General features: G+C 43.7%; 21 protein-coding genes and 1 pseudogene. 16 read left to right on the top strand and 6 right to left on the bottom strand.

Going from position 1 to position 20648, the window contains the following annotated elements:
* Positions 1–50 precede the first annotated feature (50 nt).
* The 5 genes from hutG to hutP form a co-directional block, all read right to left on the bottom strand.
* A complete protein-coding gene (gene hutG / locus MY9_RS20035; protein WP_014665984.1) occupies positions 51–1010 on the bottom strand; it encodes a formimidoylglutamase in 960 nt (319 codons plus the stop codon).
* Positions 1003–2268, bottom strand: coding sequence for an imidazolonepropionase (hutI, locus tag MY9_RS20030; protein WP_014665983.1), 1266 nt, complete (start codon positions 2266–2268; stop codon positions 1003–1005). The genes hutG and hutI overlap by 8 nt, the downstream gene beginning before the upstream one ends.
* Before the next feature lie 12 nt (positions 2269–2280).
* On the bottom strand, positions 2281–3939 hold the full coding sequence (gene hutU, locus MY9_RS20025) for a urocanate hydratase (RefSeq protein ID WP_014665982.1): 1659 nt from the start codon (positions 3937–3939) through the stop codon (positions 2281–2283).
* Positions 3936–5462: a histidine ammonia-lyase gene (hutH, locus tag MY9_RS20020; protein WP_014665981.1), complete on the bottom strand. Its 1527-nt coding sequence runs from the start codon at positions 5460–5462 to the stop codon at positions 3936–3938. The genes hutU and hutH overlap by 4 nt, the downstream gene beginning before the upstream one ends.
* 112 nt (positions 5463–5574) lie before the next feature.
* On the bottom strand, positions 5575–6021 hold the full coding sequence (gene hutP, locus MY9_RS20015) for a hut operon transcriptional regulator HutP (RefSeq protein WP_003243875.1): 447 nt from the start codon (positions 6019–6021) through the stop codon (positions 5575–5577).
* Between the two features lie 287 nt (positions 6022–6308).
* On the opposite strand from hutP, the pseudogene MY9_RS21710 reads away from it, so the two are divergent.
* The 14 genes and pseudogenes from MY9_RS21710 to MY9_RS19940 form a co-directional block, all read left to right on the top strand.
* A pseudogene (locus MY9_RS21710) lies at positions 6309–6435 on the top strand (hypothetical protein); the annotation flags it as partial.
* A 161-nt stretch (positions 6436–6596) separates the two neighbouring features.
* Complete coding sequence (gene abnB / locus MY9_RS20005; protein ID WP_014665979.1) at positions 6597–8006, top strand: arabinan endo-1,5-alpha-L-arabinosidase AbnB; 1410 nt, start codon at positions 6597–6599, stop codon at positions 8004–8006.
* A 306-nt stretch (positions 8007–8312) separates the two neighbouring features.
* Positions 8313–8678 carry a YwqH-like family protein gene (locus MY9_RS20000; RefSeq protein WP_014665978.1) on the top strand — a complete coding sequence of 122 codons (366 nt, stop codon included), beginning with the start codon at positions 8313–8315 and terminating at the stop codon, positions 8676–8678.
* 11 nt (positions 8679–8689) lie between these two features.
* Positions 8690–8959 (top strand): YwqI/YxiC family protein, encoded by a 270-nt coding sequence (locus MY9_RS19995; RefSeq protein WP_014481382.1) that lies wholly within the window; start codon positions 8690–8692, stop codon positions 8957–8959.
* A 19-nt stretch (positions 8960–8978) separates the two neighbouring features.
* Positions 8979–10676 carry a ribonuclease YeeF family protein gene (locus tag MY9_RS19990; RefSeq protein ID WP_014665977.1) on the top strand — a complete coding sequence of 566 codons (1698 nt, stop codon included), beginning with the start codon at positions 8979–8981 and terminating at the stop codon, positions 10674–10676.
* 13 nt (positions 10677–10689) lie between these two features.
* The gene (locus MY9_RS19985; protein ID WP_014665976.1) at positions 10690–10959 is read left to right on the top strand and encodes a hypothetical protein; all 270 of its coding nucleotides are present in this window, start codon (positions 10690–10692) and stop codon (positions 10957–10959) included.
* Positions 10960–10978: 19 nt separating this feature from the next.
* Positions 10979–11230 (top strand): hypothetical protein, encoded by a 252-nt coding sequence (locus tag MY9_RS21395; protein ID WP_014665975.1) that lies wholly within the window; start codon positions 10979–10981, stop codon positions 11228–11230.
* 83 nt (positions 11231–11313) lie between these two features.
* Positions 11314–11700: a hypothetical protein gene (locus tag MY9_RS19975; RefSeq protein ID WP_014665974.1), complete on the top strand. Its 387-nt coding sequence runs from the start codon at positions 11314–11316 to the stop codon at positions 11698–11700.
* A gap of 155 nt (positions 11701–11855) precedes the next feature.
* Complete coding sequence (locus MY9_RS19970) at positions 11856–12119, top strand: hypothetical protein (protein ID WP_014665973.1); 264 nt, start codon at positions 11856–11858, stop codon at positions 12117–12119.
* Between the two features lie 112 nt (positions 12120–12231).
* Entirely contained in the window at positions 12232–12735 is a 504-nt protein-coding gene (locus tag MY9_RS19965) for a hypothetical protein (RefSeq protein ID WP_041521459.1), read from the top strand.
* Between the two features lie 555 nt (positions 12736–13290).
* Positions 13291–13806: a DUF2247 family protein gene (locus tag MY9_RS21390; protein WP_237711711.1), complete on the top strand. Its 516-nt coding sequence runs from the start codon at positions 13291–13293 to the stop codon at positions 13804–13806.
* Between the two features lie 296 nt (positions 13807–14102).
* Positions 14103–15932: a PTS beta-glucoside transporter subunit IIABC gene (gene bglP, locus MY9_RS21750; protein ID WP_014665969.1), complete on the top strand. Its 1830-nt coding sequence runs from the start codon at positions 14103–14105 to the stop codon at positions 15930–15932.
* Between the two features lie 21 nt (positions 15933–15953).
* Complete coding sequence (gene bglH, locus MY9_RS21745; protein WP_014665968.1) at positions 15954–17363, top strand: aryl-phospho-beta-d-glucosidase; 1410 nt, start codon at positions 15954–15956, stop codon at positions 17361–17363.
* A gap of 102 nt (positions 17364–17465) precedes the next feature.
* On the top strand, positions 17466–17912 hold the full coding sequence (locus MY9_RS19940) for a universal stress protein (protein WP_014665967.1): 447 nt from the start codon (positions 17466–17468) through the stop codon (positions 17910–17912).
* Between the two features lie 33 nt (positions 17913–17945).
* Here MY9_RS19940 and MY9_RS19935 read toward each other — a convergent pair whose 3' ends face one another.
* Entirely contained in the window at positions 17946–18677 is a 732-nt protein-coding gene (locus tag MY9_RS19935; protein ID WP_014665966.1) for a 2OG-Fe dioxygenase family protein, read from the bottom strand.
* 166 nt (positions 18678–18843) lie between these two features.
* Between MY9_RS19935 and MY9_RS19930 the strand changes: the two genes are divergently transcribed.
* On the top strand, positions 18844–19587 hold the full coding sequence (locus MY9_RS19930) for an SDR family NAD(P)-dependent oxidoreductase (RefSeq protein WP_014665965.1): 744 nt from the start codon (positions 18844–18846) through the stop codon (positions 19585–19587).
* A 67-nt stretch (positions 19588–19654) separates the two neighbouring features.
* Positions 19655–20590 carry a DMT family transporter gene (locus MY9_RS19925; protein ID WP_014665964.1) on the top strand — a complete coding sequence of 312 codons (936 nt, stop codon included), beginning with the start codon at positions 19655–19657 and terminating at the stop codon, positions 20588–20590.
* The last annotated feature ends 58 nt before the right edge of the window (positions 20591–20648 follow it).

Genomic DNA, 20648 nt, shown 5'->3' with positions numbered 1-20648 from the left:
TTCATTAGGCAGATGAGTTTCTTATACCCAAAATACAACCTGCCAGAAGATCACTTGAATGGGGAGAGTTTCATTCCTTTTAATGCATGTAACAGAACATGGGCTGCAGCTCTGCTTGTCATATCTCGAAAATCAAGGGTAGGATCAACTTCAACGATTTCAATCCCGGCGACATTGGGCTGTTGTGCGATGAACTTGACGGCTTCAAGCAATTCATCTGTATAGAGACCGCCCGGCCCAATCGCTGGACAGCCGGGTGCATGGGACTGGTCTAAGACATCCATGTCAACAGATATAAAAATGAAATCTGTTCTTTTTTGAACAGCAGGCAAAATCTCTTTTATTGTTGGGAGTAGTCCTTTTTTCCGGATCATGCCCATCGTGTGAATGTTCACGTTATGTTTTTTGGCATAAGCTTCATATGCCTGACTGTTGCTGAATTCTCTGATACCCAGCTGGATCAAATGTTGGCCTTCAATAATCTCTTCATCCAAAAGGCGGCGGAAGGGAGTGCCGTTTGTCGGCCCCCCGTCCTCCGTATTGCGGACATCATGATGGGCATCAAATTGAATCACTGCTGTCGTTCCTTTTGTTTGTGCTATCGCTTTTATGGTGGAGTAGCTGATCGAGTTATCTCCCCCGAGTACGAGCGGCACCCAATCCGGATGGTCCGAAAGCAGAGCATGCATGGTTTGGAAAATGTGATGATGCGACTTTACGATATCAGTGACATGAATATCGATATCCCCCAGATCATATAGAAGCTCTGATACGACGTGCTCTCCAAGCTCAGCAGAATAGGCTGATGAATGTTTCAGAGCCTGACGTATTGTTCCGGGTGCAAAGGAAGCGCCGGAATGACTGATGGATGATTTTGATAGGGGGACACCTATCAACGCCGGTCCCTTAATGTCTTGGCCGTCCCATCCTGCGATGAGGTCGCTTATTTTTGTGACATCCCGGTCCTTAAACGAATAACCGGCTTCTCTAAGAAAAGGGTACTTATCCAAGAATAGCTCCCTCCCTGTTGACAACAATTGTTCCGTTTTTCATGACTTGATGTACATGGTTGACTCCGTAGTGATACGGAATATACATATAGTTCGAGGCTTGCCAAATGACAAGATCAGCTGAGCGGCCAGCTTTGAGCTGACCGGCTTCTTCTCCTTTTCCTATGGCATATGCGGCATTGACAGTGACCGCGTGCCATATTTCTTCTGCTGTCATCTTCAAATGAAGCGCGGCAATCGACATGATCAGCTGGATATTTTCAGTCGGCGAGCTGCCAGGGTTAAAATCCGTTGCCAAGCTGATACATACCCCTTCATCGATCATAGCTCTTGCCCTGGCGTATGTGCTTTTGCCAAGATAAAATGTTGTTCCCGGCAAGAGGACGGCAATCGTTCCTGCCTCGGCCATTTTCGATATGCCTTCGTCCGATGCACCTACCAAATGGTCGGCTGATATAGCCTTTAACTCACCTGCTAATTCGGCTCCTCCAAGCGGATCGATTTCATCTGCGTGTATTTTTAATCCGAAGCCCGCCTCAGCTGCTTGTTGTAAATAACGGCGGGATTGGCTGACTGTAAAAACGCCTGTTTCTGTAAAAATATCAGCAAAGCTGGCGAGCTCTTGTTCTTTGATTTCTGGCAAAAGGGAAAGCATTTGATCAAGAAATTGATCTGGATCGTTTTGATATTCGGGAGGAATCGCATGGGCTCCCATAAATGTGGAAACAAGATCAACAGGCTGGCTTTCATGCAGTTTTTTTGCGACACGCAATTGTTTCAGCTCTGTATCTTTTTCCAAGCCGTAGCCGCTTTTCACTTCTGCCGTGGTCGTGCCGTAGGACAGCATTCTTTGTAAATGAAAATGGGCTTTTTGCAGCAGCTCTTCTTCTGAAGCCGCCCTGGTGTCCTTGACTGTAGACAGAATCCCGCCGCCCTGCGCCAGAATATCCAAATATGAAATGCCCTGAAGCTTAAGGTTCATCTCCTTTTCGCGAGATCCGCCAAATACAAGATGGGTGTGCGGATCGACGAGTCCCGGCGTTACAAGGCGTCCCGAACAATCAATGATTTCGTCTGCGTCGTAACCGGCTTCAGCCCCTTTTTGTCCGGCGAACACAATTTTCTGTTCATGGATGCCGACAACAGCGTCTTCGATCACATGAAGATCCTGCATGCTTTTGCCTGCACGCGGGCCGCTGCTTTCCATCGTCAAAAGCTGACCGATGTTGGTGAGAATCGTATCAATTTGCTTTGGCATATCATCACTCCTTTATTTTTGCATCGGCACGATAATGTCCTGTTCCTTCGCTACTTCAACGGCACGTTCATAACCGGCATCAGCGTGGCGGATAATGCCCATTCCCGGGTCGCTCGTTAAGACACGGGCGAGCCGCTCGTCAGCCAGCTCACTTCCATCGGCAACGGCAACCATACCGGCATGCAGGGAATAGCCCATTCCGACGCCGCCGCCATGGTGGAAGGAAACCCAGCTTGCACCCGCCGCCGTGTTGACAAGCGCATTCAGCACAGCCCAATCGCCGACAGCGTCACTTCCGTCCTTCATCGCTTCTGTCTCCCGGTTTGGAGAGGCGACAGACCCGCAGTCCAAATGATCTCTCCCAATTACGACAGGCGCTTTTAGCTCCCCGGTTCTAACCAGCTCGTTAATGGCGAGGCCCATCTTTTTTCGTTCTCCATATCCAAGCCAGCAAATACGGGACGGCAAGCCTTGGAAGGTGACTTTTTCCTGTGCCATATCAATCCAGCGGTGAAGGGCTTTATTTGTCGGGAACAGTTCTTTTAATAACGCATCCGTACGGTAAATATCTGCCGGATCACCGGAAAGCGCCGCCCAGCGGAACGGTCCTTTCCCTTCACAGAATAGGGGGCGGATGTAGGCAGGGACAAACCCCGGAAAATCGAAGGCATTCTCCAGCCCTTCATCCTTTGCGACTTGCCGGATATTGTTGCCGTAGTCAAATACAATAGAGCCCTTTTGTTGAAAGGCCAGCATGGCTTCGACATGTTTTTTCATGCTTTGCTTCGCAAGGCGCACGTAAAGATCTGGATTGTCTTGACGCAAACGGTCAGCTTCATCAAGTGAATAGCCCTCGGGAACATAACCGATTAAAGGGTCATGGGCAGATGTCTGATCGGTCACAATATCAATTTTGACACCGCGGTTCAAAAGTGTGTGATGCACCTCAGCTGCATTTCCGAGAAGCGCAATGGACAAAGGTTTTCCTGCCAATTTTGCCTCTTCAGCCCACGCTAAGGCTTCCTCAATCGATGCTGTTTTTCGATCGCAGTATTTTGTTTCGATCCGCTTGTCGATGCGTTTCTCATCAACCTCGACGGCAATGACGACGCCTTCATTCATCGTGACAGACAGCGGCTGGGCGCCTCCCATTCCGCCGAGACCCGCTGTCAGCGTCAATGTTCCTTTTAAGCTGCCTCCGAAGTGCTGTCGCGCGAGCTCAGCAAAGGTTTCATAGGTTCCTTGCAATATGCCTTGTGAACCAATGTAAATCCAGCTTCCTGCCGTCATCTGTCCGTACATCATTAACCCTTTTTTCTCAAGCTCGTGGAAATGCTCCCAGTCTGCCCACTTCGGAACAAGAACGGAATTTGCTAAGAGCACACGCGGGGCCTGCGGGTGTGTACGGAACATGCCAACAGGCTTTCCGGACTGCACGAGCAAGGTTTCATCATTTTTTAGTGTTTTTAAGGAATGCTCAATGGCGTGAAAAGCGTCCCAATCCCGTGCGGCTTTGCCAATGCCGCCATATACGATGAGATCCTCCGGCTTCTCGGCGACTTCCGGATCAAGGTTGTTCCGAAGCATCCGAAGCACCGCCTCTTGCTCCCACCCTAAGCATTCAAGCTCTGTTCCTCTGTTGGCACGGATTGATTTTTTTACATCAGTCATATGTTCATCCCCCTTAGTTCTTCATTCTGATGATCAGGTAATAAAGATTCTTTCTTCAGCCAGTCAGTCAAGCGTTCAATGTCATAGGAAAAAACACGGTCCTGCTGAATGGACGGCACGACTTTTCTCATTTCCTGAAAAAGCTGTTTCGTATAGGACGCTGCATGTTCTATGCCTCTGTATTCAACCGCCTGCAATGCGCAAATCGCTTCAATCGCAATGACTCTCCTTGTATTTGCGATCACCTGATAAGCATGCCGAGCGGCGATGGTTCCCATGCTGACATGGTCTTCTTGGTTTGCGGATGACGGAATAGAATCCACACTTGCAGGATGGGCCAGTGTTTTATTTTCAGAAACGAGTGAGGCCGCGGCATACTGCATGATCATTGCACCGGATTGCAGACCGGGATGAGGGCTTAGGAACGGCGGCAGGTCATTCAGCTGCGGATTCACAAGTCGTTCGATCCTGCGCTCTGCGATATTCGCAAGCTCTGAAATTGCGATTTTCAGAAAATCCATGGCAAAGGCGATCGGCTGTCCGTGAAAGTTTCCGCCGGAAATCACTTTGTCACCATCATTGAAAATAAGCGGATTGTCTGTAGCGGCGTTCATTTCAATCTCTAATTTTTCTTTAACATAGCCTAGCGTCTGCCAAGTCGCACCGTGTACCTGCGGAATACAGCGCAATGAATAGGCATCCTGCACCCGCAGTTCTCCCTGGGAGGTTATGAGGCCGCTGTCAGATAGATAAAAGCGAATTCGTTCTGCGACATCAATCTGCTCCTGATAGCCGCGGGCTAAGTGAATATCCTCGTCAAATGCATCGATAATTCCCCGCAAGCCTTCAATCGTTAAGCTGGCAATTCGCTCTGTTTGATAGGCTAGTTTCTCAGCTTCAATGTAGGCGACCACTCCCATTGCAGTCATGGCCTGAGTCCCGTTAATCAAGGCAAGTCCTTCCTTGGATGTCAGCGTTACCGGCTGAATACCGGCTTTTTTCAAGCCTGTCATTGCCGGCATTCTTTCCCCCTCAAAAAAGACTTCTCCTTGCCCGATCAGCGCAAGCGCCAGGTGGGAAAGCGGCGCCAAATCTCCGCTTGCGCCAAGTGATCCTTGCTGGGGAATGACAGGATGGACGCGTTTATTTAAAAAAGCAAGCAACTGTTCGATCAGCTCAGCGCGTACACCGGAAAAGCCTTTTAACAGCGCATTGGCGCGCAAAAGCAACATTGCCCTGGACACACACTCAGGAAAAGGGTCGCCGACACCGCAGGCATGAGAGAGGATTAAATTCAGCTGCAGCGCCGCCGAGTCTTCTTTCTGAATCAGGACATCGCTGAATTTGCCAAATCCAGTGTTGATGCCGTAGATTGTCTTTTCGTCACGTACAATCCGTTCCACCGCCGCTCTGCTTTTTTTCACGCGCTCCATACTTTCTTCGGAAGCCGCTGCCTTCTCAAAATCAAACAGCACACGAGCGACGTCGGCTGTTGTCAATGAAGAACCGTCTAAAGTCACCATAAGCCCAACTCCTTTTTCTTTACTTTGGTAAAGCGCCCATACAAAAAGGAGCTATGCTGTGAACATCTGTTTTCACGCATAGCCCCCTATCGTCTATGATCTATGGGCTGTTTCATATGTGATTAATTCCAACACCGAATGTCTCGTGCTCAAGACCTTTAATCGGCGCCCCGATTGTTCCGTAAAGCGAGACAGCAATCCAATCGCCTTCCGCTTCACTTTCATAAGGATTTCCCCTCAAAACAGCAAACCTCAAGCCCACCGTCCGAAGCAGTGATCCAAGCAGCATTTCACCTCTGGTCACGCCATGCAAAGCCTCCATCGTCGCATGATAAAGCGCGTGTGACTCCCGATAACCCTCAGATTGAATGACACCGCTCTTTTTGGAAGCGGTTTCAATTGCAGCTACTACTTTATGCGCGTCCATTGATCCTACCTTGCCGAGACAGACCTTCCATCCATCTCGCTCCAGCTCCTCGACCTGTGTACTCTCTTCCGCCTCATTCAGCAACAGAAGAACAGACAGCCGTCCGATCCGACGCTCTTTGTGCAGTGTCATATGAATCACTCAATTCCTAAAAATTCTGATAACTATTAACTGAGTATTATATTAATTGGTTCAGCAGCAGAAGTCAAAAGATTTTTTACAGTCTTTAACAAGTTAGATTGCTATTGTGATAGCGAGACGCAGACAAGATATCCAGACAGGAGGCAAGCGCCGCTGTCTTACTCTCAATATGCATTTACTACGTCGTATTTTTTGCAAGGCATTTTCTAAAGAGCCAGCCAACTGCCTCAGGTGTTGACGGGCAATCAGCCATCATCTTAAAAAACGCCGACAACGAAATGGCTGTATCACAGTCGATGCAAAACCTGACAAAGCAGTTATTACATGTATGCGAATGAAAACAGAGTGATGAAAGAAGGAGAAACAGCAAAAGAGTTGAACTATGAAGGAGAGGATATGCAAGCAGCAGTTCTGCGCAAGACTGACAGACATCAGTCTGACTATGTAAGAGAAATCACCTATTTGTTTGAATATGAAAACATTCGGCTGTTTTTAATAGGCGGGGTATTTTCATAGTGAAATGTAAGCGTTTAAAATTTAATAAAAAAGAGAGGCGAATTGTTTAGATGTTCAACCGATTGTTCCGTGTATGTTTTCTTGCGGCTCTTATCATGGCCTTCACCCTCCCAAACTCCGTTTATGCACAAAAACCAGTATTTAAAGAAGTTAGCGTCCATGACCCTTCCATCATTGAAACGAACGGCACCTTTTATGTTTTTGGATCTCATCTCGCTTCAGCAAAAACGAATGACCTCATGCAATGGCAGCAGCTGACCACCAGCGTAAGCAATGACAACCCACTGATTCCGAATGTCTATGAAGAATTAAAAGAAACCTTCGAATGGGCCCAATCCGACACTCTTTGGGCGGCTGACGTCACGCAGCTGGCGGACGGCAAATACTACATGTACTACAACGCCTGCCGCGGCGACTCGCCTAGGTCCGCCATGGGTGTTGCCGTCGCTGACAACATCGAAGGGCCATACAAAAACAAAGGCATCTTTTTGAAGTCAGGAATGGAAGGCACAAGCAGCGATGGAACACCGTATGACGCAACTAAACACCCGAATGTTGTCGACCCGCATACCTTCTTTGATAAAGACGGCAAGCTGTGGATGGTGTACGGATCATACTCAGGCGGCATTTTCATACTTGAAATGAACCCGAAAACAGGCTTCCCGCTTCCTGGACAGGGATACGGGAAAAAACTGCTCGGCGGCAATCACAGCAGAATCGAAGGCCCGTATGTTCTCTACAATCCAGACACCCAATACTACTACTTATACCTGTCATTCGGCGGTCTCGATGCAACAGGCGGCTATAACATCCGTGTGGCCCGCTCCAAGAAACCGGACGGTCCTTACTATGATGCAGAAGGCAATCCAATGCTCGACGTCCGCGGCAAAGAAGGCACATTCTTCGACGACCGCTCCATCGAACCATATGGCGTCAAACTCATGGGCAGCTACACTTTTGAAACAGAAAATGAAAAAGGCACCGGGTACGTTTCACCAGGCCACAACTCCGCATACTATGACGAGAAAACCGGGCGTTCCTATTTAATCTTCCACACCCGCTTCCCGGGCAGAGGTGAAGAACACGAAGTCAGAGTCCACCAATTGTTCATGAACAAAGACGGCTGGCCGGTAGCAGCGCCATATCGTTACGCAGGCGAAACATTGAAAGAAGTAAAACAAAAAGACATCACAGGAACGTACAAACTCATCCAGCACGGAAAAGACATCTCAGCCGACATCAAAAAAACCATCAACATCCAGCTCAACAAAAACCACACCATTTCCGGGGAAGTGACCGGAACATGGAAGAAAACCGGAAAAAACACAGCTGAGATCACATTAGCGGGCAAGAAGTATAACGGGGTATTTTTACGCCAGTGGGATTCGGTAAGAGAGAAGAACGTGATGACGTTTAGTGTGTTGAATGGCAGCGGTGAGGCTGTTTGGGGAACTAAATAAGATGAAAAAGCGCCTTCGAGGGAAGGCGTTTTTTTATGATTATTATTGACTAAAAGTAACAGTTAAGCACGAGGGGAAAATGTAAATGATAGTGAGATGAAAGACCTGAATGAAAAGTCCCTATTGTGATTATTCGCCCTCTTGTGAAATCGTAAAAACTGTATTTTTAGCAAATTAGAACCGCTATAACTCCCCTTAAGACAAATCTTTTTACCTATTTATCCAATATGACCCATCATGTAATATGAAAATAGTCTGTATTGTAAAGAATTGACACAGTTTGATAGAAACACGAGGTGTTGCGGCATGCATAGTGAAATGTTGTTACATTCGGTAAAAGCCGACTTACATGAAAAGCAGGAACAGATCCATCAATTAAAACGAGTGCTGCACGAAATCAGGCAAATCAAACACGAATTCTCCGAGGCCCAGCATCTCATTCACCGGCCTCATCTTAACCGGGAGGCATGGAGAGGAACACATGCTCAGCGGTTTGAAGATATTCGTGAAGGAATGAACAAAGCATATCAGCAAATCAAAAGCGATCAAGTCAGCGGAATCATCGAAAGCATAGAAGGAAAAATCCACTCATTAGAGAGCGATGTGTATTCCATCAGACACCAAATCACAAGGATAGAGCATGAAATAGAGAAGGAAAAACATAAAAAGTGAGGTGAGCACAAATGGCACAGGAAATTAAAATGGTGTATGGCACAGTGAAGCAAGGGCTTTCTCAGCTTAAGAATTCAGCTGAACTCAAATCCTCCTTGCCCGGCCATCTCTCAGGCAGAAACCATTTGAATGTTGTGAAGTCCATCGAGCAATTAAATGAGGACATCAAAGAGCTCACTGAAGCATATGCGTCTGTTCTGGCTAAGCATATCGCACAAACGGAAAGCGCGGTAAACGCCATGAAGGAAACGGATGAAAACATATCATCTTCCATGAAATAAAGCGCGGGAGGACAAGGGATTGAAAACATTAGATGTCCACGCTCTTCACGAGGGCATTCAGCATACGATTGAGAAACTGGACAAGCAAAAACAACAGCTGGAGAAGCTGGAAAAAAGCGTTGAGCATCTGGCAGGCATGAAGGATGCGCTGAAAGGAAAAGGCGGAGACGCCATCCGGACTTTTTACGAGGAGTGTCACAAGCCTTTTCTCCTTTTCTTTGGCATGTTTATCGACGAATACAAAAAAGTGCTGAAACAAACACAGCATGCGATTTCCTCTGTAGAATCTGACTCCCACGGCATGATCGCAGAGGCTTTTCTCTCACACGATGCGAGACATGGGGTCAAGCATGCACGAGAAGTGACAGAGCAGCTCACTGACGCAGTCAATCGCCAGACATCAGCCATCGGCCACATCGTCAGCTTGCCGACAGTCAATGATACCTTTTTCCGTATGGAAACAGAACAGGCTGAGCGGCTGATTTCAGACACCCTGCATAAGCTCTTTCAATTTGACGGCCAGCAAACCCAAGCACTAGAAGCCGCAAAATCAGATTTTCAAACGATGAAAAAATATATAGACCAGCTCGAAACCATGTATACCGGTCCGAAAATTGAAATCACAGGCTACAAAAGCGGCTCTATCCTGAAATCACAGGAAGAAGAAAACATCAACCAAACCTTCGTCGCGATTAACCCGCAAATGAAGCAGTCGGATGATTCACCGATGGAGATGATGCTGAAGAAACTGGAGAAACATAAGCAATCAAACGTTGGTTCTGTGATGATGGATGACAAACAACAGAAGATCGAGCGTGAGATTCATGCTGATGATAGTAACTTAACGGTATTACAGAAAGAAGCAGCAGCCCACCCGAAAGTCTATGGAGACATACGGGTGATAAATGATAAAATATATAATCATAAAGGATTAAAAAAGATAGATACGATAGAAGTGATTGACGAACTAACTCGTGATACTGCAAGCATCGACTACGTCGGCGGCAAATATTATGTATATGAAAACGGCCAAATTGTGAGAGAACTCTACGCTGGAGGGAAAAAGCGGCTAGAAGAAGTGTCTTACATTCCAGAGGATAAAGTAGGCGGAGCTAAGCCAATTGATTCGTTTCTTGCCGGAACTCAATATGAATTTATTGAGTGGGTAAGCCCTCAGGGTGCTGTTAAAAAATTGGCGGTCCGAGGCGGGAAGCGTGTTGTCACAGATGTGGCTAAACATGTAGTGAAGAAGGAAGTTAAGAAGGATGTTGGAAAGGCAGTTTCAAAGTATACTGGAAAGTATTCCACAAGTATCGATCATAAAGTTAAGGTAATTAAAAAACAAAACTTACAAGATTGGATCAGGGATTCGTTTACTGATGGTCATTATAGAACTGTAATTACAGAAGAGAATATAAATTTTTATAGAACCTTTGGTGGAAGTGCAAGAATTAATGGTTCATTTGTTACTACTAGTCCTGCTGGAAATAGAATCAATGCAAAAATAAATACAGCTTTAGTTCCGGATTGGAAAAATTCAAGAGAGTATGAAGCAGTAATAGAAGTTCCTAAAGGGCAAATACTAAATATCGGTAGAGTTGAAAAGCAATACACGAAAACAGGAACATTACTAAAAGGTGAAGGGGATCAAATACTCCTGCCAAAAGATTGGCCATCAGAATGGATAAAGGAGATAAGAAAAGTTCCAAGTCGATAAGGAGGATAAAAAGTTGAATAGCAAAGAAAAATTAACTATACAAGTAGAAAAAGTAATAAGTAAACTGGAAAGTGATTATAATAGTGAAATAAATAATGGTATATATCAACTGTTATATAAAAGATATCAAAATGCATTAGATATATTGGAGAAAAATAAAGATATTAGGGAAATTAACATTATTGGTGGGGTTAGGGGTTATATGGATAGTTTTAATGACTATGAAAATCCATTACTTGAGGAATTGTATAAAGCGGAAAAAATATTAAAAGAGTTATTGTGAAATTTAATTAAGAAAAACAATGGCTACATACATTTTATTACTAAAAGAATATGAAGATGATGAAACAGTAGTATACAAATTCGGGCCTAACGAAAATACTATGGGCAAAATGAAATTAAATAAAATAACTAGGAAGTTTTCAAAGTTAGAAGAAATTCCTGATAAAGATCTCCCGTCAACATTTTATTTTGATCGAGCTGCGCAAAGATTAGCTGTTTGTTTAGTAAGAGAAGGAGGTGTATTTCCAGAAAAAACAGCTTTTGAGTCTTAGCATATAATAAAACCTTGATTGACAAAACGTCTTTCAAGGTTTTAATCTGCATTCAATATAATAAAAACCAAAGAGGTTCTCCTATGATATATAAAGCGCTTGTTAAAGGAATTAATCCACATATCGAAGAGGAAGTGATCCTCGAAATAGAAGGGGTTGAATTTACAGGTTTTTCTTCTGTCTATCCTTATGAAATTGAAGTAGGGAAAAAATATCCTGTGTTAGTTGGTTTTACAATTTTGGATGAGTTAGTTATTCGTGAAAATAAAGAAAAAACAAAAGAATTAGAACGGATTGGATTAGGATATCAATATTATATTAGGGGAATTTTGCAAGAAGATTCAATTTATGCAGGAATCGTTCTTACTGATGAAGATCAGTATTCTTCTGAATATCCTCATTTAATTGGGAAAAATGTTGAGATGAAGGTTGACAGGATAAGTATAGAATTTTTAAGGGAGGCTGTTTAAATATAAAAAATAAAAGGTTTATAAACATTGGAAATTTAAATTCTTTTATGAAAAGGTTTTGTTTTTGAACATAATTAGGAAAAACAAATGAAGGAAACCTTGATTGACACTCCCATAAATAATAGCTGAAGAAATACATAAGGTGATTGTAGAGAGTGAAGAAGATAGATGAGAAATTTTTATTGAGAAAAATAAATGAATCATTATTAATCATTCAGATTGTTTTGCCCCTAGCAGGAATAGTTCTAACTATCACGACAATCTGGTTAGCAAATACCAATCAAGTTAACGATATAGAGTTATATGTAATTGCTGGTTTTTCATATGGTGTATTTTTCTTTTTGTTCCCTTTAGGTATTTATATATTTAGGAAAAGAATACTTATAAAAAAATTAAATGATTTAGACGGATATCAATAAGTTTCTAATACGTGAACGTACAGTCTAAGAGCCATTGGGTTGAAAAAAATCCATTCAAGAAAGTCATCCGGGAATAGGATTTGAAACTATTATTAGAAGGTCATTTGAAATTATGTTAAAAACATTAGAATGTAGAGATAAAAAGCCTATGAAAGTAGAATTTGATGTCTATACACCAATTAATATAGAATTTGGAAATTGGGATATATCAGAAGATAAAACGGTATACTGGAGAACCGGAGATTTTAAAAAATCATTAATTGAAATAGGATTTGCACAAAAAACAGGAGAAATTCGTTCTATTACATTAACTCTGTGTGAAAGTGTTTATAAATCTAAAGAATGGAATATTGAAAACATTGAACCAATAAAAGGGGTTCCTGTTCTTAGCGTAGACCGACAACGGAATGAAACGTATATCGATGAAAAAGGAATATTAAACGTATATATAACAGATAAGACAGTTTATATTCAATTTTCAGCTCATGAGATAGAAGCTCTTATAGAAAATAATCACGTATTATTTTGTTTGGATTGTGATGACAATATTTGTGGTGTCATTATAAACGATGTAGGAGATAATGAAATCAACATATTAGAACAGGCATTAAAATAATAATAAAGAAAAACCTTGAAGAGTAAACCTTTCAAGGTTTTTGACAATTATCATCTTTTTCTAGCAACAACAAATAAAAAGTTAAGGGGCAGTTTAAAAATGTTCACTACTTACAATGAATATGATTTATTAGAACTGTTTGATAGCGAGCCAATAATCGTGGTGAGTGACCCCCTTGCAGAAATATTTATGTACTCTATCCAAGATATGAAAGGCTTTAAACTGATTCTGACAATGGATGTATACGCTTTGGAGTGCAATCTAAGTCTCACCTTCAATGAGTTGCTTGTTTTTGAATCTAAGTTTATAAATGTTACTCAATTAAAGAGATGTAATTCTGATCTATTTATATATATTCATAACGAACCAAAGGTAAAGGTTATATTTAAAAAGCAACTTGGAATTACTTTTGTTTAACGACATATATGAAAGCAAGGACGTTAGAAAATGAAAATTGCCTTAACGAACCAAAGGTAAAGGTTATATTTAAAAAGCAACTTGGAATTATTTTTGTTTAATGACATATATGAAAGCAAGGATGTTAGAAATTGAAAATTGAAAATCGCCTTAAATACTTTCAAAGTACATCATGTAAATTACGATTGGAAAACTCTTTACGTTGGGTTGAAGCAAGGGTGGATAAACAAAATTGAAGTAATGAATTATGCTGTTGAATATTTGATGAACCATCCCGGTGTACAACAAGAAGAAATTCTAAAACTGGCTTGGGGAGACAAGGATGATATTGAAGAAGCCATTTTGAATATATTACGAGTTGAAGAAAATAGTTTCTATGCTATTGAAAAAAGAAAATGGAGATATGTTATTCTTCTTGAAGTAAAATCAAAGTATAGTGATCATGCAATTGAACTTTTGAGCAAGCTTGCAGAAGTTTATGCAGATATGAATTACCCTGAAGATATGGAGGGTTTTATTCATTATCATCCTTCTAATAACGGATGCAACCCGCATTTACATTCCTATGAAAAAAATATAAATAGATTATGCAATTTGTTTCAAGATTTTTTAGTAAAGGAGAAACAAAATATACAAAATGGCTTACCGTTATAAAAAATAGTCCTTATTGAGTAATAGCCTTAGCCAATACCAAAAATGAAAGCGTTGACATCTCGCAAATCTAGTGCTAAAGTATACCTACAAACAAATAAAACGACCCGTCAGGATTGTTACTGCGAAAGCAGGCAAAACCTAAATGGTGCAGGTGCAGGAGGAGACTCTCGCAATCTGTGTCGTTTAGGTTTTTTTTATTCTCTTTTAGGAGGTGATGCGGCAGTTGATACAAAAAAAGCTGGTGAAAGGCGGCCACCTTTCATCCAGCAGTCCCCCCATAAAAAGGAGGTATACACATGGATTATGATAAATTATCGAAAGACATATTACAACTCGTAGGCGGGGAAGAAAATGTTCAGCGCGTGATTCACTGCATGACGAGACTGCGTTTTAATCTTCATGACAACGCGAAGGCAGATCGCAGTCAGCTGGAGCAGCTGTCGGGGGTGATGGGCACCAATATCAGTGGCGAGCAGTTTCAAATCATTATCGGAAACGATGTGCCGAAGGTGTATCAGGCGATTGTGCGGCACAGCAATCTCAGTGATGAAAAGAGCGCTGGTTCATCCTCTCAGAAAAAGAATGTGCTGAGTGCGGTCTTTGATGTGATTTCTGGTGTGTTTACTCCGATTCTGCCTGCGATTGCGGGAGCGGGGATGATCAAAGGGCTTGTTGCGCTGGCAGTTACGTTTGGCTGGATGGCGGAGAAGAGCCAGGTTCATGTCATTTTGACGGCTGTCGGTGATGGCGCGTTCTACTTCCTGCCGCTCCTGCTTGCGATGAGTGCGGCGAGAAAGTTCGGGAGCAATCCGTACGTAGCGGCTGCCATTGCGGCGGCGATTCTGCATCCGGATTTAACAGCTCTGCTCGGTGCGGGGAAACCGATTTCCTTTATCGGTCTTCCTGTAACCGCTGCCACTTATTCGTCAACAGTCATTCCGATTTTGCTGGCGATTTGGATTGCTTCCTACGTGGAAAAATGGATTGACCGTTTTACACACTCGTCTCTCAAATTGATTGTGGTTCCGACGTTGACATTATTGATTGTCGTGCCGCTGACATTGATTACAGTCGGTCCGCTTGGCGCTATTTTAGGAGAATACTTGTCTTCTGGGGTCAATTATTTGTTTGATCATGCAGGGCTTGTGGCGATGATTTTGCTGGCGGGAACGTTCTCTTTAATCATTATGACGGGCATGCATTATGCCTTTGTGCCAATTATGATCAACAACATCGCTCAAAACGGACACGATTATTTACTGCCGGCTATGTTTTTGGCGAATATGGGGCAGGCCGGGGCATCATTTGCCGTCTTCCTTCGCTCCAGAAACAAAAAATTCAAATCACTCGCGCTTACCACGAGCATCACAGCGCTGATGGGGATCACAGAACCTGCGATGTACGGCGTGAATATGCGTTTGAAGAAACCGTTTGCGGCCGCTTTGATTGGCGGTGCAGCCGGTGGCGCGTTTTACGGCATGACGGGTGTTGCTTCCTATATCGTCGGTGGGAATGCAGGACTGCCGAGCATCCCTGTCTTTATCGGGCCAACGTTTATTTACGCGATGCTCGGTCTCGTGATTGCATTTGTGGCGGGAACAGCAGCTGCGTATTTGCTTGGATTCGAGGATGTGTCTTCTGACGGCAGCCAGCAGCCGGCAGTGCATGAAGGCAGCGGAGAAATCATTCACAGCCCGATTAAGGGAGAAGTGAAAGCCTTAAGCGAAGTCAAAGATGGGGTGTTTTCTGCTGGGATCATGGGAAAAGGATTTGCCATTGAGCCTGAAGAAGGAGAAGTGGTTTCGCCTGTTCATGGAAGCGTTACCACCATTTTTAAAACAAAACACGCAATTGGCATTACGAGTGATCAGGGAGCTGAAATTCTCATACACATTGGATTGGACACGGTTAAGCTGGAGGGACAATGGTTCACGGCTCATGTCAAAGAAGGCGACAAGGTCGCACCGGGAGATCCGCTTGTGTCCTTTGACTTGGAGCAAATCAAAGCCGCGGGATATGACGTCATTACCCCGGTGATCGTGACCAATACAGACCAATATTCGTTTTCGCCGGTGAAAGAGATCGGTAAAGTGCAGACAAAAGAAGCGCTGCTTGCTTTATCTTAAAAAACTGATGGGGTGATCAATATGAGTTCAAATGCAAAACGATTTCCAGAAGGATTTTTATGGGGCGGCGCGGTTGCTGCCAACCAAGTGGAGGGTGCTTATAACGAGGGCGGTAAGGGGCTTTCGACAGCTGACGTATCGCCGAACGGGATCATGTCTCCATTTGATGAATCAATGACTTCCTTGAATCTGTATCACGCCGGGATTGACTTTTATCATCGTTATAAAGAGGATATCGCTTTGTTTGCGGAAATGGGTTTTAAAGCGTTCCGTACATCAATAGCATGGACGAGAATTTTTCCGAATGGCGATGAAGAGGAGCCAAATGAAGAAGGTCTTAGATTCTATGATGATCTGTTTGATGAGCTGTTAAAGCATCATATTGAGCCTGTCGTAACCATCTCTCATTATGAAATGCCGCTCGGTTTAGTGAAGAAGTATGGCGGCTGGAAGAATCGCAAAGTCATAGAGTTTTATGAACGCTATGCAAAAACGGTTTTCAAACGCTATCAACACAAAGTGAAGTATTGGATGACGTTCAATGAAATTAACGTGGTGCTCCATGCCCCGTTTACCGGAGGCGGCCTTGTCTTTGAAGAAGGAGAAAACAAACGAAACGCGATGTACCAGGCGGCACACCACCAATTTGTCGCCAGTGCTCTCGCTGTCAAAGCGGGTCACGAGATCATCCCTGATTCGAAAATCGGCTGTATGATAGCGGCAACGACAACCTATCCGATGACCTCTAAGCCGGAGGATGTCTTCGCGGCAATGGAGAATGAGCGCAAAACACTATTCTTCTCAGATGTTCAGGCAAGAGGCGCGTACCCGGGATATATGAAACGCTATCTGGCAGAAAACAATATCGAAATTGAAATGGCTGAAGGCGATGAAGAGCTCTTGAAAGAACATACGGTAGATTACATTGGATTCAGCTACTACATGTCGATGGCGGCGAGCACTGATCCGGAAGAGCTTGCAAAATCAGGCGGCAACCTGCTGGGCGGAGTCAAAAACCCTTACCTGAAATCATCAGAATGGGGCTGGCAAATTGACCCAAAAGGCTTGCGCATTACGCTCAACACATTATACGACCGCTATCAGAAGCCACTGTTCATTGTTGAAAACGGCCTTGGCGCTGTAGACAAAGTTGAGGAGGACGGCACAATTCAGGACGATTACAGAATCAACTATCTGCGTGATCATTTAATTGAAGTGCGCGAAGCCATTGCGGACGGCGTTGAATTAATCGGATACACATCATGGGGGCCAATTGACCTTGTCAGCGCATCAACTGCGGAAATGAAAAAACGCTACGGCTTCATTTATGTGGACCGGGACAATGAAGGAAACGGAACATTAAACCGCATCAAGAAAAAAAGCTTCAACTGGTATCAGCAGGTCATCGCTACAAACGGAGAGAGTCTCTGACAACTTTTTGAAAACTCATGCGCTTCAATTGACAATAACGAAAAGCAGGCGGACAATAAAAGAGAAAGATGAACCACCCACAGTCCGAAAGGCGGGAAGAGCATGTTTAACAAAATGTTAGTTGCGATTGACGGATCAGGTATGAGTGAAAAAGCGCTTGATGCCGCAGTGCATTTGGCCAAAGAGCAGCAAGCGGAATTAAGCATTCTTCATGTGGGGAGAGAAGCCGTCGTCACGACTTCTTCTCTGACGGGAATTGTCTATGTGCCTGAACATTTTATTGATGAAATCAGGAACGAAGTTAAAAAAGAAGGCCTGAAAATCCTAGAGAACGCAAAAGAAAAAGCAGCCGGAAACGGTGTTCAAGCTGAAATCATTTATGCGAATGGCGAGCCGGCACATGAAATACTAAGTCATGCAAAAGAGAAAGGCGTCAGCCTGATCATCGTTGGCAGCCGGGGGATCAGCGGCCTGAAAGAAATGATGCTTGGAAGCGTCAGCCATAAAGTGTCTCAATTATCAACCTGCCCGGTTTTGATTGTTCGATAGATTTATTGAAAAAGCGCCCCTTGGGCGCTTTTTTTATCTATTAGAAAATGTAACTAATAATATATCTCGATGCGCACCATCTCTATTGGCAGTGCCGACCGGTGTAACCGCATGAAAGACCTTTTGCCCGAGAGCAAGTGTTTCAAGCGGGTCTGTCAGCCGCAGCACTTTATCAATTTGCTTAACAGATGGAGCAATTAAGTTATCTCCTCCGATAGCATCCTCGCTCAGCTGAAATAGATGGACGAAAACAAGCGGTTCATCGTCACGATGCAGCCAAATGGGTGAGCTGTATGAAGGCGCGTCAGGTGTCACTTGATATCTGACTTGGTGAAGCCCGACGATCACTTCTTTCTCCCAATCTACAAAATCGGTTTGGCGGGCCATTTCTACATTTGAATGTATCATTTGCTGCGTAATAGGATGCTGTAGAAACTCATCTGATATTTTTTCAAATTGTCTGACGATACCGCCATCATCATAATTATATTCTTTTGATTGGAAATATCCATTATCCGGATCTAATTCAAGAGTGTCGGAGTGAGGAGCCAAAATGTAGCGGGAATGCGCTCTGTAACGGCCGCCTCCTTTAGGGTCAGCTTTCAAAGCATCATATGTAAGCTGTAATTTGCGGACTGCGGCGTCTGTAGTTTTTTGCCGGTAGAAATCTGCTGGAATATACGAATAACCGTTTTCCTTTAAAAAAGAAGCATATTTAGAAATATCGGATGTCAACTCTTTTTGTACGTTTGAAACTTGAACCATATGAATCTCTCCTTAAAAAGTGATGATTTTTTTAGTAATTTCCTGTATGATAGAAAATGTGGAAAATAGAGGATGTAGTGCAATGCTAAATTATTTGTAATATATTGTCAAATAATAATATTCAGATTATTACAAATTACCAAAATGAAAAAAGGCAGAATGTAAAATGATGAAGAAAAAGAATATAATGATCACTGGGGCAAATAGCGGAATCGGCTTTTCGGCAGTAAAGCAATTTCTAACAGAAGGCTTTCGAGTCGTTGGAGTGGATATTCAAACGAATAAAATGTCAGAATTTATAGTAAACAGTGAGTTTCACATGGAAAAAGCAGACTTGTCTGATGTCCAGCAGGCGGAATCTTTGATGCCAAAACTTGAACAAAGCCGATTGATCCCGGATATTTTGATCAATGCAGCAGGGATAAGAGAAATCACCCCTGTTCTTGAATTATCGGCAGAATCATTCAAAAAGGTCATAGACATTAATCTCACGGCAGCCTTTATTCTTTCCCGAGATGCGGCAAGGCTGTGGTCAAAGCTGGGAAAACGAGGCTGTATAATCAACATCGCCTCTGTGTCCGGTCTGATGGCAGAGCCTGCGCGGGCTGCCTATGTGTCTTCCAAGCACGCGGTCATCGGACTGACGAAGCAGCTCGCTATGGAATTTGGATCAAAGGGGATCAGGGTGAATAGCATTTCACCGGGCGTGATCCAAACAGAATTAACGGAAGAGTATTTTCAAGACGATGAAATGGTTCAGCTGATCAAGGATAACCATGCCCTTCATACGTGGGGGCAGCCGAGTGATATTGTTTCCTGTATGAAGTATTTGGCTTCTGATGAGGCGCACTTTATTACAGGTTCAAACTTTGTCATAGACGGCGGCTGGACGGCCGGCAAGAAACTATAAAAAAGGGAAAAGCACCTTGCAGTTGGGGTGCTTTTCCCTATACATAACTGGAGGTAGAATACGCTTGATGCAGCAAGATCTCTCAATCACACCAAAACAAAAATCAACAGCCGTAATCAAAATGGTCATCTCTATGGTGATTTTCGGCTCCATTGGCTTTTTCTCAGAGCATACCAATCTGCCGTCATTTGAATTGGTCTTTGTCCGCTGCCTTTGCGCGACGCTATTTTTAAGCTTTTGCTGGCTGGCGTCCGGCCAATATAAAACTGAAAAATGGAGAAAGAGAGACGTGCTGCAAACATTGGCGTGCGGTTTCTTTCTTGTATTCAACTGGGTGTTCTTATTTAAGTCTTTTGAAGAAACGTCCGTTACAATTGCTATCTCCGTTTATCACCTAGCACCGGTGCTTGTTCTTCTCCTGGGAAGCATCATCTACAGAGAGAGACTACATGTCATCTCCGTCAGCTCCATTATCATCTGTTTTCTGGGAACTGCGCTGATTTCCGGGATTAACGGCAGCACTTCATTGACACAGCTGATGGGATCAGGGATCATTTGGGCCGTTCTCGCCGCACTGTTTTATGCGTTCACTACTTTATTGGGAAAAGGCATTCAAAACCTCAGCCCTTACACGACCACCTTCCTGCAAACGGGTTTAGGGGTTATCATCCTAATTCCGTTTATTCATTTCGGCGCTTTTGCTGACCTGTCTCAGGGAAACTGGATTATGGTGGTATCTACCGGTATTATTCATACGGGTATTGTATATTTGTTGTTTTTTGACAGTTTGCGATTTTTATCAACGAAATTTATTTCAATCATTGTATTTCTCGACCCCGCTGTCGCGATCGTGCTCGATACCGTCTTCACAGGTTTCCGCCCTGACCTCTATCAAACGCTCGGCATCGTGCTGATCTTTGCAGGCATGGCCTTGACGCTTGTCAGGAGGCGGGGGAAGGAGAATGTGGCAGCTGAAGGTACGGATATTGAACAAATCCAATAATGAAAAAATGTAAAAAGGCCTATGCGGCCTTTTTTATTTTAGGTCAATAGACTCTCGT

It is taken from the genome of Bacillus sp. JS (genome assembly GCF_000259365.1).
GTDB classification, from domain to species: Bacteria; Bacillota; Bacilli; order Bacillales; family Bacillaceae; genus Bacillus; species Bacillus stercoris.
Note: the sequence above shows the minus strand (reverse complement) of the source record. Positions and strands in the feature narration are given on the sequence as shown.